Raw genomic sequence first — 17,251 nt, 5'->3', positions numbered from 1 at the left:
TTTACTCAATTAAATGTCGATTTTCCAATACAGTCATTTTGCCGATATCTTGAAATCCCGATTTTTTATAAATATTGATTCCATCGGGTGAAGCTTGTAATACACAATACGTATTTTTAAATTTATGTGCTTCTTGCAGCAGGAAATTGAACATAGCAGATCCGAACCCTCGTCCTCTCATTCCTTCTTTCGTTGCTATGTCATAAATACCAATACTATCTTTTGAACATATCAATGAACCAACAGTTACGACTTCACCTTCATATAACCCTAAAAATAATTTCAGATTCTCACTGTTACATATATCAAGATTAGAAATTTGATTATAGAATGCTTGTACATGTATACCTTCTTCTGATGTACCGAATAGATCAGCTAACGTTTCTCCAAATTTATTTATTTGTCCAGGTGAAGATGCTTGTTGAATAGTAAAACTTACTGGCATGTTTATTGTTGGGGAAATTGTTTTTAAGTCTGCTACCATCGCAATATTCTGTTCCACTTCTTTTAAACCGATTTTAATTAACTCACTTTTTATATCCCGCTCTTGCTCCTCATCCCATAACCAAACACTCATTGGAAATTTCTTTTGATTATAGTATTCTACCTCCTTATATAATTTCTGGACCCCTTCCGTTAAATTATTGTTTAGTAGAGTGATGATATTAAATGTATCGGCAGGTAATCCACAATCAACAGCAATATAATCTTTCGTTTTTTTTATACTCATTCCGGGCACAAATTGTGCAACATATGAAGTTTTAAATGCAAAGTTATCTAGTAGTAGTTGTTTATAATTCATCAATAGTTCTCCTTTTCATAAAAAGTAACACTCGAATTTTTCTATATTAAATATAACATATTAGAAATTTACCATTTTCTATAAAAAGTACCTCTTTAAATTGTGCTCTATAGTTTAAAATAATTAAAAATGATATAACGTTGTCGGAATGAAAAAAGTGGTATATAATAAATATTAACATTACTAGTAATTATTTTAGGTATTCCTAGAATAAAGGAGCGATACATATGAAAATTACTATTTATTTCGGAAGTCATGAAGATCAAGATGTTCGTACTATGGACTGTCATTTAGATGTAGAAGATACAGAAGAGATTGTTTCTGTATCATAATATAAATAGTTAGGGTAAACCCTATCCCTTACAGCGTTTAAGGCACCTTTTATAAGGTGTCTTTTTTGTTATATTTTCATCAAAAACCCTTTACTTTATAGCGTTTTAATAGTAAAATATAAATATACGAACAAATGTTCTTTTTTATTTTAAACGTACATGAAGGGATGATTTTAACAATGGCTCCATTAAAGCGCAGAGGAAGAAAAAAGCAAGCACCTATTATTTCAAATACAGGCTTTATCGGCTCTGTCTTTATTGATACATTGGAGTTACAAAAGAAATCCTATTATTTCGCTCGTAAAAAACTTCAAATTGTTCATCACGTACTAGATGGTCTCTCTGGAGCAACAAGTGCTTTATTTAAAGAACATAACATTTCAGCATACATGTCATGTGTGTATTTACATAAACAAAAGAAAATTGGTTTTGTTCTTTCAACGAAACCATTTGAACAAAGTGATGGCGTTGCTTATTTTGTAAATTATTTAATCGAAAAGAATTTTTATGGCGGCCATGATGAAGATGTAGAATATCAAGAAGTATTTAATACAGGTTTTATCGGTGTAGTATTCGCTGATTTATCTAGTATAGATCGCTTTAATTTCGAGTTTGAAATGGGTATGCTAACGAAATTAATGAAAGATATGATTATTCCAGTTAAAGAACTCTTTTTACGCCATAATGTACCGGCTTACATCTCCACTTCTCACTTAGAAGAACAAAACAAATTAGGTTTCGTTCTCTCTGTAAAGCCATATGACGAACGTGCTGAAGCAGATTTATATTTTGAAGCATATTTAAAAGAACGCGGATTATTTATTGGTGATGAAGAAGATGATATTGATAAGATTGTCATTAGAAAAACCGCTGAATTACGATAGAAAAGCGCAGGATGCTAATCCTGCGCTTTTTATAATTTATGAAACTGATTTACCAAATAAACGGTATTAATTTTTTTGTTTTCTGTTTATAGACTGTAAATTGTTCTCCATACTTTTTCTGTAAGTAACCATCAGATTTTGGAATATATTCAAAAACGAATACAAAGAACAGGCCTAGAGGTATAAATAAACTATAAATATTGCTAGCGATAAATGCTAAACCTAACACCCAAAGGCAATCCCCCAGATAATTAATATGAATCGCATATTTAAATAAACCACCTGTATATAGCTTACCTTGATTTACAGGATTGTCTTTAAAGGATTTTCTAAGTAGCTCTGAAACTGTGTTTAACATACTTCCTCCTAAAAACAATATCCAACCTATTGTAAGTAATATTAAATTAGGATCCTGATTACTAGTAATCATTAAGATTGGAAAACCTAAATAATAAATTCCAAAAGCAATACTGTTCATAATGGCTTCTTGCCATGAAATCCCTCTAGGCAACCATATAAACATCATAGCCGTTAATCGTAAAGCGGTGATAATTAAAGCTATAAACAGCCCTATTGAAATGCCTGGTTTGAAATAAGTAATGAAAAGTAAGTAATACGCAATGATTAGATAGATAATCTCAGTAACTAAAATTAATATTTTTTCTTTTATTGTTGGCCGGTTTATACCATACATTGTGATACGCTCCTCCCTTTATTCATTTTATAGGAAAATAAACTTCTATGATATTATTCTCCTCCTGTGTGCTATAAGGATTCGTTTTATAAACTTCAAACGGAGCTCCATTCAGTTTATAGTTATTTTCTTCAATCCAAACGTGTAGCTTTGTATGAATAAAAGGTAATTCTTCGTAAGAACCAATAAGCGTAGCCATTGCGCAAAGACCGGGATTAAACACTTTTGTTTTATTTGTGGCTTCTGCAAGGGGAATCGCAATTTCCACATCATAATTTTCAGGTACATATTCTGAACTATGGAAAATAGCAAGTGGTTTTGCAATAGGTAATAAATTTTCAAATGAAATTTTACTAAACAACTCATTAAAGTGTGTTAGGAAATCAACGGTATTAATTTGTTTTCGCTGAGATGATATATTATAGGTTAAGTGATTTACAAGATTAATCTCAATATGATTTAAGTAACCTATGATACTTTCTTCTTCATCTAATTGTTGAATATCACGCTTTAATTTTTTTAATAAAGAAGAATAATATGTTATCTGCTGTGTTAGATTTTCTTGTTTGGTTTTCATTTTAGAGTTAAGCAATTCAGTTTTCTCCCGATTTTCTAAAATATCCTTAATTTCTTCCAGCGAAAATAAATAAGTTTTTAATCGTGTAATCAATAAAGCTATTTCTAATTGGAAAATATCATAGTAGCGATATCCATTCTTAGGGTCTATGAAAGCTGGTTTTAAAAGCCCAATTTCATCATAATAGCGCAGCGTCTTCATTGTAAGATGAGATATTTTTGAAAACTCTCCAATTGAAAGCATAACACTCCCCTCCTGTAATTAATTATTTTAAATATACTGCTTCCTGTAAGGGGAAGGTCAATCAACAAAGTTAAATTTTCTTATTGTATTTAGAACGATATTCATCCCCCTCAACCTACAATTTTAAAGTAGTCTCCAAAACGAATATGTAATCTTTTCAAAATTGTTCATGGGAAATCAGCCGATTTTTTCATTTTATAGTATTTGCATTTCTTATCTTGAAAAATGTAGCAGTATCCATTATATAAATAATCTAAGATCTACTAAGCGCTATAATCTTTCGAATGAACTTCTAATATGAAACAATTCGATGAAACTTTAATTACTATTAAATATAAGATTCCCCCTACAATTGTAATCATGTAGGCTGGAATATAATTTAATAATAGACCGGATAGCGCCATTGCTATAGGAAGCATCATTTTACTTATACTTAATCCAATGCTGAGAACCCTCCCTCTATATTCATCAGGAATCTCTTTTTGCATGAAATAAGCTATAGGTATATCAATAAGCACTATAATTAGTCCTAAAAAGAACATAACAACACAATAGGTAATAACGTATACAAAATCATTTACCTCAAAACTTTTGAATAAAACTGGAATTCCTGAAATAATCATAAAAACCGCCAACATAAAGCTTAACTTTTTCAAAAGATAAGCGTAAGAAAAACGATCGGTTATCTTTTTTACTAAAATCGCACCAATTATCATGCCTACTGGAAAAGTCCCTTGAATCATACCAAATTGTTTAGAACCAAGATCGAGAACTGTATTAATAATGTATGGCAATGGAACAGTTACAGCAAACCCTAAGAAGAAATTAAGTGAAATTAAAATACTGAACGTATTTTTTAAGCTTTTCCGCTCCATTAAGTAAGAGTATCCCTCCTTTATATCTTCAATAAAATTAATTTTTCTAATTGAACATTCCTCATTTATGTTTTGCTCAAACAATTTAAAGTTAATAAATAATATGGAAATAGCCGAAAGGATAAATGAAATACCGTTTATAATTATAAAAATTTTAATATCAAAGACTGCAAAAACAATACCACCTAACATAGGACCTAGAATTAAAGATATAGAATCGATAATTTTACTTATAGAGTTAATACTCATTAGCCTCTCTTTGGAGACGATATTTGGTTTTGCAGCTTCTAATCCTATTCCAAAAAATGTTGTAAATACCGTTATAAGAAAGGTAGTAGCATAAATGGTGAATAAGTCTAATCCATAATTACTGCTAAATATATAAACAGTAATTAATAAGCTTCCACTTAGTAAATCCATACAAATGACCAATTTCTTTTTATTAACTTTATCTGCAATTACACCAGCAAATGGATTCATAACAATCATCGGAATAGTTCCTAAAATAAGCGTAATGGCAAAATTTAATGCTGATCCGGTTATATGTAAAACATATAATCCTAATGCAAAACTATAAATAGAGCTACCAAATATTGATACTGTTTTCCCGAATGAATAGAGACACATATTTCTTAGTTCTTGGTTTCTTTTTTTATTTTCTATATGTAATCGTAAACTTCCCATCACTTTTCCCCCTACCTAACTTTGTGTTACGTACATTGTAAGTTCTTGGGTCAACCCAATAGCAATATGTACGATTTGAAAAGTTTTAAGGGGAAATAAATAAAAGATGGGGTTAACCCCATCTTTTTCCGAAAAATGAATATGTATAAATTTCTTCTCCTTGAACAAAGAAATCCTCGTACCTTCCCCCTCGTATCAAATAATTTGAAGTACTTTCATCAATAGATTGAAACTGTAAATTTTCGATTTCTTTTGTTACTTTTGCAGATGTAAAATTCTCTCTGAGTCTAGGTGCAATTTGGCTATTTATGCTGAATTTATTAAATAAAATAAATGAACTTAATAAATAACAATTGTGTTTAAAAAGGGAATTTAATTCACACAATAAGAACTCCTCATATTCAAAACTATAATTACTTGTACCTGATTGATCGATTACAATATCAACAGAATTATTCTGAATAGGTATGTTTAGAAAGTCGGCACAGATAAATACAATATTTCTTTTCACATTTCTTCTCTCAATTACATCTTTTAAAAGTAAAAGTTTATTCAAATCTCGATCAACAGCAATATATAAACACTCTTCCGGTAGTTCTTCATAAATATTTCGTAAAAAGAACCCAATACCAGACCCTAAATCAAGTAGTATTTTTTCATTTAAATCTAATTGCATTAGTTTCTTTTTCGCCCATTCTCCTCCTCTTTGAACATTTTCCAAAAAAGCAGTATCCGTTTCATGGATATAATCTGAAATAGAATCTTCAAGTGATTTCCTCTTATACACCTCAAATAATTTTCCAGCTGTTAAAACTCCGGAAGTAATCGCGTATTCTTCACCACAATTACAAATTAATTTCCCCTCAACAATTTGATTTTTATTAATAATGCCATCTTCAAGAATTAAATTTCCGTTACACTTAACACATTTAAATAAATGAAGTACTTTTAAATCTACCCCTAAAATTGAACTCGAAATTTCAGTTTCTATAGATAAATTATTTAACGTTTTCTTTAATTTATCTTTTCGTTCCTTTAAGGTTTTTATCTCTTGCTCAATCTTTTCATATTTTACTTTAAATAAAGATTGATAAAAAATATCCTTTTCATAGTCTAAGGATTTCCCTAAATTTTTATAAAGAAACAGTTCTTTAATTTCATTCAAGCTAAACCCTATCCATTTGTACTCTAATATAAGTTCTATATCCTTTTGACAATACTCGTCAAAAAAATAGTGACTTCCTTTTTTCTCAGGAATAACGAGTCCGAGATCCATATAATGTCTAATCGTATCTACACTTACATTATTTACTTCTGCAAACTTACTGATTTTCATCCTAATCACTACCATTTATATATTTGTTTATACATACTTCTTTATTACTTTAAAAAATCCTTTCATCTCCCTATACAAAATTATTTATGCTATGAAAAAGATGTAATTAATTTTAAAGTTCCGCCACATCCCCATTAAGCTAAGCTTATATAAGTTTAGCTCCTCTTTTTTAATCTTGAATTTAAAAAAGAGGCGCAGGTATTACGTTTATGTCTATATATCTAAAAACTGTGAGTTCATGGATGAATTTAAAACTGCGGCGTAAGTACTGCAGTTTCTTCCTTTTTCATTGAGTTGAAATATGTAAAGTTACGTACTTTAACTGTAGCGGACTTGTACTACGCGTTCATATTAATTTTATAGACGTTTAAGGATTTTGTTTTATGGTAAGTATTCTTGCTGTGAAATCAGGATTGTAAATATAGATGAACGTGATTCAAATCAAAAAAAGGTACTCCTAGAAGTACCTTTTTTACTATTCTACATGTGCGAACGCTTTCAAAATTATTGGATATAAATTGATGTACGCATTGTATTAAATGGGGCATTTATAGATGTCTTTTGGTACTCAAAAGTTCCTTGTTGGTGTCCAGACGCATCCCATTTATAATACCAGCCAACGATTGGTCTTCCGCCAATTATAGTGGAATCAATACTTTTTACATTAGAACCATTCATTTTAGCAAATGGGTTTTGGCCATAGCCCATTTCTTTCGTTGTAATATATAAGTATTTTCCCCCGTGGTTACGCGATGTACTGAAGCTGTTCTGATTAATTGTTTCTACCCCGCCTAGCTCAGACTCTACTTGTACGACGTTTAGTGAAGTAAGTGGTGCTGCTGGTCCAGCTAAAGCTTCTGTTGCCATTCCTAATCCGACGAACGCTGTGATTGCTAACGATGAAATCCCTAGTGCTGCTTTTTTAAACATAAAAAACATCCCCTTCCATCTATTGTTTTCTCTTTCATTTTCAATATAATCCTAATAACCTTATATGTAAATAGATTGTAGTTTTATAAATATTAGTGCGAATATTCTATTATATATTTCTACAATTCCATTACTCAATATGAATGATTTACAGTGCAAAACGAAATACACACATGTCAAGTTTGTAGTGTTGACATAAAAATTGTAAACTGGCTTACGCCTCGTATTTATCATATTTTATATCCAACATTCCTAAGATTCTGTATTCTAGAATGTTTTTACTACAGCTATTCATTTTTTCTTTGCAGGAACAACTGTGATAACATCTCCTTTATCATTTAAAGTCAGAGAATGTAGAAATTATAGCTAGCTATTGATATGTTACCTACTACGTACTGGAGCGCAACCTATCTGATAGGTAAATGATTCATGTGAAAAAGGAGACGCTACCAGTTCTATAGCATCTCCTTTTTATTTAATAAGTTAGACAGAAAGAATAGAAATAATGTTTTTCTTGTTTCACTATCCTTTTGTTTGTAAATGAACTGAGTTTTGAAAAACTATCCTATATAGTATGAATCGGGTATAGACATTAAATAATAGAATAGGGCACCTATTACTCCACAAGTAAAAATAGTAACTCCCATATTTCTTATGCCTTTAATTTTTGACCAAAATCCAATAAATCCTGTTATTAACCCACTTAAAGAGAATAGTGAAAAGTTGGAAACGGGTGTAAGAAGAAATTCCGCATTAATCCCTGTCCCCCAACAAACAATAGGTAACACGACAAGGGTAAGACAAAGTAATCCCATTACACTTACAAGTAATTTAAGATATTTGATACCTGCAATAATTAAATAGATTCCACCTATAAATCCACATAACCAGTAAATTGGCATAAAGTAAATCCAAAGAAAATGCAAGATGATCATATGTAATTTCCTCCTATTTATTTTCGCTCATTGTAGTTCTGGTTATTTGATGTTCTGAATTCGTTGCTAATTTATTAAGTTGATTTAGCGTTTCTTCTAAATCAAACGAATTAAACCAACGGTAATCCTGTCTGTCTAGAATACGATAATGCTGACTAATTAGATTTTGTTGTAAGCGAAAATTCCCTTTTTCTTGAATCTGTTTCCACCAGACTTTTCCTCCCAATGTTTTTTCTTTGAAGTTGTTAGTGCTATTGTGGGCCATTGTTTCGATTACTACTAATGGATCATCCCCAAGAGTATTCTGTAAAACTTCACTATCTCTAAACAATGCACAAATAGCAACAGTGTTGGTCCAACCTGCATTCGTTCTCCCTTTCTCAATTTGAACAAGCGTTTTTTTTGATATGCCGAGAACTTCAGCCATTTTATCTTGTGTATATCTTTTTTCAGTGCGTATTAACTTTATTTTCGTTGAAATAAGTTCAATTGCATGCTCCTTATTCACTTTACCTCCCCCTCAAAAAGTAACTAATGTGTTATTTAGTGTAATTTTACACTTTAATCAATTCATTTTCAACTCAATCCTCCTTAAATCTTGTAAGAAATAATTGGATAAGTCATAAAAAAGGCATTCCACAGTTATCTATGAGAAGGTAGCTCGACCATCGATTTCTAACCTCGATGGAGATATGTCGAGATCACATTTCATTTTAATTAAATAAAAAACCCGTGAATTATTCACGGGTTTTACTTTAATAACTAATTGCAATTGTACCTTCACCTGCATGAACCGCAAATGAAATTGGTAATGGATATAATTTGAAATCCATTTCAGGGAATGCTTGTCTAATATCTGCAATCCATTCCTCGGCTCCATCTTTATCATTAGCATGGAACATATGAAGTACTTTTGGTAATTCTTTTTCAAGTTCATTTTTAATATATTCTCGACATTTTTGGATTTTACGAACTTTCTTTTCAAGTAAAAGCTCTCCACCTTTTACTTCTAATATTAAGTTAACACTTAATAAACTTCCAAGTAAAAATTGAATGCCCTTTACACGACCACTTGCATAAAGGCCTTTTAAACTTTTCGGGAATACGTGGAAAGGTCTTCTTTTTTCATCTACTAATGTTTTGTGTATATCTTGTAAAGTCATACCATCATTGTATAACGATTTCGCTTTTCTAATTAGTTCATCCATTGGATAACTTGTTGTTTCACTGTCTAATACCGTTAATGGAAAACCTGCCATTTCTGCAGCTAGCTTCATATTTTGATAGGTTCCACTTACTTTTCCGCTAATAGCAACTGCAAATCCCTCTTCATATTCTTCTTTGCATTTCGAAAATAAATCTACCATTTCCCCTATGTTAGGCTGTGATGTAGTGACAGTTTTACCTTCATTCAAAGCATTATAAACGCGCTCACGCACACCTTCTTCACAATCTTTGTACGACACACCATCAATAATAACTTCAATTGGGATAACAAAGTTATCTCCTTCTGTTTTAAAACTCGCAGTTGTACTATCAGTAATCCAAGCAACACGCTTCATGTTGTTCCTCCCTTAATTCAATTCCTCTTTTCTGACTTTTCTATATATTTATGTTACGAAAAGAGAATATCCCTGTAATAGTAACAGGACTTTATTGTTTTGGCTATAGTAGATGCATATTAATTGTGACTATTTCTTGTCTATTTCACAAATAAAAAAGAAAATCAAGGAATTTGCTCGATTTTCTTCTTATCATATACTATTTAAAAGTTTCATTATCTAAAATTACTACATAATCATTCGTTAATCGTCCAGCTTCTTTTGTATAACTAACAAGCCTTTGTATATTATCACAGCAAATTTTTGCTCCCCATACGAGTAACGGTACGCCAATAAAATCAATATGGAACCTTCTAGAAAACAGCCCACCGAAAGTCATCGGTAAAGGCACTGTTGGTGATGTATTAGAAAATATAATCTTTTCATGGCTTTGATAATGTTTTTGCAAGATTTCTCCTAAATGCTTCATCGCAGGTACAACAACTTTTGATGCGCCGCATCCAATCGTATATACAGGATGACCATGTTCATCGATTCCATGAAAAATAATTTTTCCCATATCTTCTGTTTTCAATTTATTAAAGTAATCTACATTCAAAATTTCTTCTTTCGTTAACTTACGATCCGTTGGTAGTTTATTTAAATGATACGCTGCAGCTAGTGAGGTAGTATGTGTTCCACCAAAATCTGTGTAAATGTATATCATATTATCATCCCTTGTTGTAAAAGTTCAATGTTAATTAGTATTACCGTTCTTAGCAATGTTAAACAAGGGATGTTATTTGTCCCATATGAATAATGGACTGGATTGTTACAAAGCACAACAAAGCCGGAATGAGCCAAATACGGTTTATTTTCACTTTTCGTTCTTTACTTTGCATCAAAACAATAATAAGAACAACAAGTAAAATATCCATTTAGAATCCTCCTATAAACTTGCTTATCTTTAAAGATTATATTCTCCTCTTTTCACTCCATACTTGAAATACGATAGCTACTTTCAAGTGTAAGATGGAAAATGTGATTTCTCATCAGCCTTAAGCATTATTTATAAAAATAAAAAAGACGTACTTTTTACTCGTACGCCTTTAATAACTCGTTTAAACTCCTATTTATCAACTAATTCCACACCTTTAGAATTAGTTTTATCCAACACTCGAATGTTAAATTTATTAATGGCTTTTAAAAAGATATTATAAATACAATATCCAAAAATAGAACCTAGAACATTACAAATCACATCATCAATATCAGTAATACGTCCCACTCCACTAAATAAAGACTCAATTAATTGTAGCAATTCAATACTAGCTGATATAGAAAATCCTAATAAAATTGTATTTTTGAATTTCTTATATTTATCCCATAGGATAGGTGCTAAAAATCCTAAAGGCATTAATAATAAAATATTCCCGCCTACATTTCTTACAATTAGCCCAATCATAAATAGGGCATCTCCATCATAAGCACTACCAATTTGATTGATGTCTTTAATAATTGATGCAAATGGTATTATATTGACCGAGCGATTCAGATTTTCAATATTAGAAGGAAAACCGATTGGTAAAGGGAATAAAGTTACTGCAACAACCATACAAATGTAAACCACGAATAAAAAACTTACTATTTCTTTCCACCAAATCACATGTTTTTTATTTTTGGTACCAATTAATATTCCACGTACAATTAAATAACAAATAACCCCTAAAATAATAAACAAACTACCGTTGATCATATACAAATTGTTAACACATCCTTTCATATGAATTAATAATTTAAATTTACAATTATATAGTAATATTTTTTAATTTAAAAATCCATATAAACATATGTAATTGTGCAGAATTACAAAAACCCCTTATTTAATAAATAAAGGGTTCCTCGTTAACTAAAATATTTTTCAGAACAGAAACAATCATAAACCCGTTTAAATTATTTTCGTATCTCTTCTTTTATATCCATATAATTAAAAAGCTCTTTCTATTTCTGTCATTAATTTTTCAGGTCCTGCCTCTTTATTCGATGGAATAACTAAAGTGATTCCTAATTCTGGATATATGGCCGAGCGAAAACTGACGCCTGGATCATATCCCATTACATGATATTTGAATACCTTGTTTTCTCGTGTTTCAATCCATATTCCATATCCGTAAGACTGTTTATCATTTACATAAATGTGGGGAGTTAAAAGTAACTTTGTATATTCCTTTCCTAAAATTTCATTATTAAATAGTGCCGCCCAAAATTTCAACATGTCTGGTGCAGTAACATATGCACCTCCATCAGCCCCTCCTTTTATTGGTATAGAGTAAGCGTTTGTTCTCCAATTTTGGTTGGTTTCGTCCTTTATATATCCTAGAGCTGTATGTCTTGGTAATTTATCTAATGAAAAATAGCCAGAATCATTCATGCCAATCGAATTAAAAATGTTTGTTTCTATATACTCCGTAAATTTAAGTCCCGTCTGTTCTTCTATTATTAATCCAAGTATGATAAAACCTGCGTTGTTGTAGTGAAACTTACTCCCAGGTGCAAACATCATATTATTGTTTTGAAATAATGGTAAAAAGTCTTTTAAGCTCTTTAATAGATACATAGGTGTTTGTTTCCAAAGATCCTCGAAGTTATCTATAATACTTTCATCAAAATAATCTGGTATACCAGAGCTATGCGTTAGTAGTTGATGTATTGTAATATCTTCATCGAAGTTTGGAAGTTTTATCTCTAGACAATCCTTTAATTTTGTATGAAAAGAAATAACACCTTTTTCAACAAGTTGACAGATTCCAATTGCAGTGAAAATTTTACATCCTGAGGCAATGCCGAATCTTGTTTGTATCGTATTGTTTATACATTCACTTTTGTTTGCGTAACCCATTGCTTTTTCATAGATTAAGTCTTTTTCTTTTTTTACTAAAACTACTCCAGAGAAATCTATTTTCTTTTGTATTTCTTTTACAATTCTATTAATTTCATCTTTTGTTTTTATCACGACAACCACCCTTGTCTTTCGGTATTGTTCTTTACCCTTATTAATTTTTCCATATAAAGGGGAAAGAACCCTTTTATTAAATACGATAAATTGTTAATGAGAACACAAAGTTCATTTCGAATGTACTCCGCTATTTGTGGGCAGTAGGACCCCCATCCCAAAATTCAGCGAAAGCAAAGAAGTTAAGTGGGGACACTGCTGCCCGTAAAAGCCCGATTGGTGAGGGCTGATAATCAGTGGGGGATGCTCCCCTGATTAAAATTTCACTTTATTGACTCAGTAGAATACAACTTAGATTGTGATGGGAATAAAGTAAACACACACAAGACGATAGTAATAAATAACATTATTAATGACCCTACAATAACTACAAGTTGTATAGAAATGAACTGAGTCGCAACACCAGATAGTATTGTAATAAAGATTGTTACTAACGCAATAACAAGTCCATATATGCTCCCGATCCGTCCCATTATATGAACGGGAACGTTATTTTGGTAAAATGTATAAAATCCTGTATTTGCATATGCCATAGAGAAAGATAAAATAAAGAATCCAATAGCAGCTATTAAAAATACATTTGAAAAAGCATAAATTAAATAACCAATTGCGATGAATAATGATCCTATTCCAATTAGAAATGAAGGTGCTAATTTCTTTGATAAAATTGTATTTGTTATGGCACCTAAAATAAATCCTGCACCAGCTATACTAACTAGAAAACCGTATTCACTATCTGTTAGTAGTAATACCTCTTTCGCAAACGATAGTTCAAGTGAATCAGTAGCAGTTGCTAATACGAACATACTTTGAAATAAGAAATACACACATACGACATACACATGTTTTCTACTAAAATTTATAACAGTGTTCCAATCTTTTTTTAATACTGTAAGTGATAATGTATTACTAGTTGTATCCGAATCTTCTTTCTTATCAAGATTCGGTAAAAGTAATGTAATGAATCCTGATAAGAGAAATGCTATAGCATTCATATATATAGCAAACTCTGGTGTACCTGCAATTAATAATCCCCCCGCTACTGCTGGTCCAATTAATGATGCACCAGATCCTATTAAAGTACGTAATGAGTTGAAACGTTGTCTTTGCTCTACTGGAATTAATTTCGTCATATACGTCATAGCAGTTGGCTCATAAATTGCACTGGCCATACTTATAAAGAATACGAATACATAAACAATCCAAAGTGACGGAAGTAAAGGTAAAATAGCGATAAATAACGCACGATATATATCGAGGTGAATCATTAATTTCCGTTTATTTAAACGATCAATCATACTCCCAGACCAAGCGTTTGTAAATAAAGTGGCTAATGGTTTTATTACATATAAAGTAGCAACAGCTAAGGCTGAGCCACCCATATTATAGACAAGTACATTCAGTGCTATTAAGTAAATCCATGCCCCTAAATTCGCAATACCAACTCCGGACAATAGTAATAAAGGATATTTCCAATCTTTAAGTAAATTTTTCATTTTTGGCCCCCGCTTTCAAAATTGTTTTACAACAATAAAAAAATCCCACCCCCAAGACTTTTAATCTTAGGGACGAGATTTATCATCGCGGTGCCACCCTAGTTTGTTAATATGTCACCATACTAACCTTATCAGGTACTGCATTCTAATTCATGCTTATACCATAGCTCTATAACGGGAGCTCCCGTCACACCATCCCCTAATAATAGGTTCCGATGTGCTGCTCAGAGGCTTGGTTCAATAAAGAATTTTTACTCCTTTTCAGCTACATGGAGCTCTCTGTGAAAAATTCATTTTATTTACTCTTCTCTTCACTGCATTTATTTTTTCCATATTATCACATATAAATTTAACTGTAAATAAACAATAATCAGATATTTAACAACGTGTCACTGTTAGTTCTTTTATTTATTATTTTTTCTAAAAATTACGGTGCGTGAAATTACTCGCAACTCTAAAGAAAGAGCTATTTGCATATAACTCTTTCCAAATGCCTGGATTAATTCGTATTCGCCTCTGTTAACGGTTGTAACGGCGGTTCTAATTCTAGTTCTAGTGTATCTCCTTCTTGTAAATCTTGTCCTTTTTCAATACTTTGACTCGTTACATAACCCGTACCAGAAGTTTTCAAATCTAATTTCAAAAGTTTAGAGAAATGCATAACATCACGCATGGACCACCCTTTTACATTTGGCATTTGTGCGTTATTCCCTAATAAAAATATACGATCACCTTCACTCATTACCTCGCCAGACTGTGGATATTGTTTTATTATTTTTCCTTCTCCTAAAATTACCGGCTGTAGCTTCTCTTTTTCTACACTTTTCTCTATTGTATCCATCGATTGATTTACATAATTTTGTACTTTTAATTGAGATTGTTTCGCTGCATCAGCTATTTGTTTTTCTGTATACGGTTTCACCTTTAAATATTCAAGGCTGTTTTTTATAACAGGTTTAAATATTTCAGCAAGAGGCTGAGCTCCATACTCATCTCCTTTTAACTTTGGCTGCTTAATAGCTAAGTATACGATTAACTCCGGATCGTCAATTGGAGCCATTCCTAAAAAGGAGAAAATGTAATTCTCTTTCCCTTCCATATATCGGCCATTTTCAGGATTCGGGATTTGTGCTGTTCCTGTCTTACCTCCAATTGGATAACCATCCACTTTATACATTGTACCAGTTCCTTTTGAAGATGTTATAACACGCTCCATTAAGCTTCTAACCTTGTCCGCTGTTTCTTTTTTTATCGGATTCCCAATTTCTTTCGGTTGATTTTCCATAATAACTTCTTTGTTTGTTGGATTTACAACTTTATCAACGATATATGGTTGCATCATTTTCCCGTCATTTGCTATAGCAGTAGCCGCTTGGATTAATTGAATCGGAGTTACTGTAGAACCTTGACCGAAAGAAGTTGTAACCTGTTGAATTTGTGTATTTAATAATAAAGTATTTTTCCTTTCTCCAGGTAAATCTATCCCTGTTTTTTGATTGAATCCAAATTTATTCATATATTGCTTAAATTTATTTGGTTTCAGTAACTGATCTTCTAAAATAGAAAAAGCTACGTTTGATGACCTTTCAAATCCTTCATCAAATGTAATTGATCCCCATCCAAATCCACCATTATGGTCTTTTATATCAGATGAACCAACGGAATATTTTCCAGATTGAAAATATTCTTTTCCGTTATATACACCTTCATTAATGGCAGCTGCTAATGTAAAAACTTTCATTGTTGAACCTGGTTCATATGCATTTGCAATCGGGTCATTTAAAAAGTATTCGATATCACCTACATTAGGATTGTAACTAGGTTTACTAGACATCGCTAAAACCTTTCCTGTTTTTGGATCAGCAATAATGCCAATTAACATAGAAGGATCATAATGTTCTTGCGCTTTGTTCATCGCTTCTTCTAAAAAACTATTAATTTGTTTATCAAGCGTTAAATATACGTTATTCCCATTTTTAGCTGGTTCTACTTTACCTATATCATTTGTAAGCGGAATTCCCCTTCGTGTACCCACATATTCTATATTTCCGTTTGTAGAGTGCAAATATTTATCCAAACTCTTTTCAAGCCCAAACTTCCCTTCCGTATTCCCTTTATCATCTGGTCTAGCAAAACCAAGTATATAGGATGCAAAGTCTTCATTCGGATACACTCTTGCTTTTTCCGACATAAAAGATACACCTGGTATTTTTAAATCATTAATTTTTTCCTTCTTTTCCCTAGATAAGTTCCGACCAATTTTACCAATTTCAACTTGCGTACGCCCTTCATGAAAGTTTTTTAATACTTCTTCTTTATCAATTTCAAGCGCATCGGCTAATTGTTGTGCGGTTTCATCTTTATTTTTCACTTTATCTTTTCCTTTTAAATTCACAACAACTCGATACGTTGTAGAATCTTGTACTAACACCTTTCCGGTTTGATCATAGATAGTGCCACGATTCGCTTCTAAAACACCTTTTTTATTATGTTGTTCATTCGCGAGATCCTTTACATTCACATTATGCACGACTCCTACTGCCTGAATATAGAATATACGCAAAATCATAATAAGAAACAAAACAATAAAAGCAATCATCATATATCGAGCGCCTTTATTCGTTTGGAGTTTTTGCATACTTATCTCCTCTCTTTTGGAATGGATTCGTACGAAGATCCGTTTTAAAATTTGTAGTTTTTGTTTACGATACTATATGTTTCGAAGTTTTCTTTTTAATTCCTTTAAAACAATGCAAAACTAACTGTTGTTATTTTGTGTTATTATTTTATATATTTAAAATACGGTGCGTGAAATTTCAGAATATTAATTAGTACAACTTGATTACAGAGCACTCTAAACTCTTTTCGTATTTCCTATAAAAAAATTCCCCTCTGGATGTCCAAAGGGG

General features: G+C 31.5%; 16 protein-coding genes and 1 other annotated feature. Of the genes, 1 reads left to right on the top strand and 15 read right to left on the bottom strand.

Annotated features, from left to right (window positions below; translation table 11 throughout):
• Position 1 precedes the first annotated feature (1 nt).
• On the bottom strand, positions 2-802 hold the full coding sequence (locus M1D73_RS13360; protein ID WP_121868627.1) for a GNAT family N-acetyltransferase: 801 nt from the start codon (positions 800-802) through the stop codon (positions 2-4).
• A 511-nt stretch (positions 803-1,313) separates the two neighbouring features.
• On the opposite strand from M1D73_RS13360, the gene M1D73_RS13355 reads away from it, so the two are divergent.
• Positions 1,314-2,018: a hypothetical protein gene (locus tag M1D73_RS13355; RefSeq protein ID WP_000035355.1), complete on the top strand. Its 705-nt coding sequence runs from the start codon at positions 1,314-1,316 to the stop codon at positions 2,016-2,018.
• Positions 2,019-2,067: 49 nt separating this feature from the next.
• On the opposite strand, the gene M1D73_RS13350 is transcribed toward M1D73_RS13355, so the two are convergent.
• The 14 genes from M1D73_RS13350 to M1D73_RS13285 all read right to left on the bottom strand — a co-directional run bounded on the left by M1D73_RS13350 (position 2,068) and on the right by M1D73_RS13285 (position 16,980).
• The gene (locus tag M1D73_RS13350; RefSeq protein WP_000274258.1) at positions 2,068-2,712 is read right to left on the bottom strand and encodes a methyltransferase family protein; all 645 of its coding nucleotides are present in this window, start codon (positions 2,710-2,712) and stop codon (positions 2,068-2,070) included.
• A gap of 22 nt (positions 2,713-2,734) precedes the next feature.
• A complete protein-coding gene (locus M1D73_RS13345; protein ID WP_000948769.1) occupies positions 2,735-3,532 on the bottom strand; it encodes a MerR family transcriptional regulator in 798 nt (265 codons plus the stop codon).
• 263 nt (positions 3,533-3,795) lie between these two features.
• The gene (locus M1D73_RS13340; protein WP_071740711.1) at positions 3,796-5,091 is read right to left on the bottom strand and encodes an MFS transporter; all 1,296 of its coding nucleotides are present in this window, start codon (positions 5,089-5,091) and stop codon (positions 3,796-3,798) included.
• 112 nt (positions 5,092-5,203) lie between these two features.
• A complete protein-coding gene (locus M1D73_RS13335) occupies positions 5,204-6,427 on the bottom strand; it encodes a MerR family transcriptional regulator (protein ID WP_000703280.1) in 1,224 nt (407 codons plus the stop codon).
• A 504-nt stretch (positions 6,428-6,931) separates the two neighbouring features.
• The gene (locus M1D73_RS13330) at positions 6,932-7,357 is read right to left on the bottom strand and encodes a DUF4879 domain-containing protein (RefSeq protein WP_000472909.1); all 426 of its coding nucleotides are present in this window, start codon (positions 7,355-7,357) and stop codon (positions 6,932-6,934) included.
• A gap of 560 nt (positions 7,358-7,917) precedes the next feature.
• Complete coding sequence (locus M1D73_RS13325; RefSeq protein WP_000584711.1) at positions 7,918-8,292, bottom strand: hypothetical protein; 375 nt, start codon at positions 8,290-8,292, stop codon at positions 7,918-7,920.
• A 13-nt stretch (positions 8,293-8,305) separates the two neighbouring features.
• Positions 8,306-8,800 carry a helix-turn-helix transcriptional regulator gene (locus M1D73_RS13320; RefSeq protein WP_001031007.1) on the bottom strand — a complete coding sequence of 165 codons (495 nt, stop codon included), beginning with the start codon at positions 8,798-8,800 and terminating at the stop codon, positions 8,306-8,308.
• 247 nt (positions 8,801-9,047) lie between these two features.
• Positions 9,048-9,854 carry a DegV family protein gene (locus tag M1D73_RS13315; protein ID WP_000831929.1) on the bottom strand — a complete coding sequence of 269 codons (807 nt, stop codon included), beginning with the start codon at positions 9,852-9,854 and terminating at the stop codon, positions 9,048-9,050.
• A 199-nt stretch (positions 9,855-10,053) separates the two neighbouring features.
• Complete coding sequence (locus M1D73_RS13310) at positions 10,054-10,560, bottom strand: DUF3189 family protein (RefSeq protein WP_000639421.1); 507 nt, start codon at positions 10,558-10,560, stop codon at positions 10,054-10,056.
• Between the two features lie 58 nt (positions 10,561-10,618).
• On the bottom strand, positions 10,619-10,771 hold the full coding sequence (locus M1D73_RS13305) for a hypothetical protein (RefSeq protein WP_000353713.1): 153 nt from the start codon (positions 10,769-10,771) through the stop codon (positions 10,619-10,621).
• A gap of 191 nt (positions 10,772-10,962) precedes the next feature.
• Positions 10,963-11,595 carry a VanZ family protein gene (locus M1D73_RS13300; RefSeq protein WP_121868626.1) on the bottom strand — a complete coding sequence of 211 codons (633 nt, stop codon included), beginning with the start codon at positions 11,593-11,595 and terminating at the stop codon, positions 10,963-10,965.
• Between the two features lie 225 nt (positions 11,596-11,820).
• Entirely contained in the window at positions 11,821-12,846 is a 1,026-nt protein-coding gene (locus M1D73_RS13295; protein WP_000598059.1) for a serine hydrolase domain-containing protein, read from the bottom strand.
• Between the two features lie 263 nt (positions 12,847-13,109).
• Positions 13,110-14,342: an MFS transporter gene (locus M1D73_RS13290; RefSeq protein ID WP_000793348.1), complete on the bottom strand. Its 1,233-nt coding sequence runs from the start codon at positions 14,340-14,342 to the stop codon at positions 13,110-13,112.
• 65 nt (positions 14,343-14,407) lie between these two features.
• Positions 14,408-14,666 (bottom strand) — a binding site (T-box leader).
• Positions 14,667-14,841: 175 nt separating this feature from the next.
• Positions 14,842-16,980 (bottom strand): penicillin-binding protein, encoded by a 2,139-nt coding sequence (locus M1D73_RS13285; protein ID WP_001170943.1) that lies wholly within the window; start codon positions 16,978-16,980, stop codon positions 14,842-14,844.
• Positions 16,981-17,251 lie beyond the last annotated feature (271 nt).

It is taken from the genome of Bacillus sp. PK3-067 (assembly GCF_056738645.1).
The sequence above is the reverse complement of the archived record's forward strand: the minus strand, read 5'-3'. Positions and strand labels throughout refer to the sequence as shown.

Coding starts and splice junctions, on each gene's coding strand:
- M1D73_RS13360 (WP_121868627.1), bottom strand. CDS start 802: ATGAATTATAAACAACTACTACTAGATAACTTTGCATTTAAAACTTCA.
- M1D73_RS13355 (WP_000035355.1), top strand. CDS start 1,314: ATGGCTCCATTAAAGCGCAGAGGAAGAAAAAAGCAAGCACCTATTATT.
- M1D73_RS13350 (WP_000274258.1), bottom strand. CDS start 2,712: ATGTATGGTATAAACCGGCCAACAATAAAAGAAAAAATATTAATTTTA.
- M1D73_RS13345 (WP_000948769.1), bottom strand. CDS start 3,532: ATGCTTTCAATTGGAGAGTTTTCAAAAATATCTCATCTTACAATGAAG.
- M1D73_RS13340 (WP_071740711.1), bottom strand. CDS start 5,091: ATGGGAAGTTTACGATTACATATAGAAAATAAAAAAAGAAACCAAGAA.
- M1D73_RS13335 (WP_000703280.1), bottom strand. CDS start 6,427: ATGAAAATCAGTAAGTTTGCAGAAGTAAATAATGTAAGTGTAGATACG.
- M1D73_RS13330 (WP_000472909.1), bottom strand. CDS start 7,357: ATGTTTAAAAAAGCAGCACTAGGGATTTCATCGTTAGCAATCACAGCG.
- M1D73_RS13325 (WP_000584711.1), bottom strand. CDS start 8,292: ATGATCATCTTGCATTTTCTTTGGATTTACTTTATGCCAATTTACTGG.
- M1D73_RS13315 (WP_000831929.1), bottom strand. CDS start 9,854: ATGAAGCGTGTTGCTTGGATTACTGATAGTACAACTGCGAGTTTTAAA.
- M1D73_RS13310 (WP_000639421.1), bottom strand. CDS start 10,560: ATGATATACATTTACACAGATTTTGGTGGAACACATACTACCTCACTA.
- M1D73_RS13305 (WP_000353713.1), bottom strand. CDS start 10,771: ATGGATATTTTACTTGTTGTTCTTATTATTGTTTTGATGCAAAGTAAA.
- M1D73_RS13290 (WP_000793348.1), bottom strand. CDS start 14,342: ATGAAAAATTTACTTAAAGATTGGAAATATCCTTTATTACTATTGTCC.
- M1D73_RS13285 (WP_001170943.1), bottom strand. CDS start 16,980: ATGCAAAAACTCCAAACGAATAAAGGCGCTCGATATATGATGATTGCT.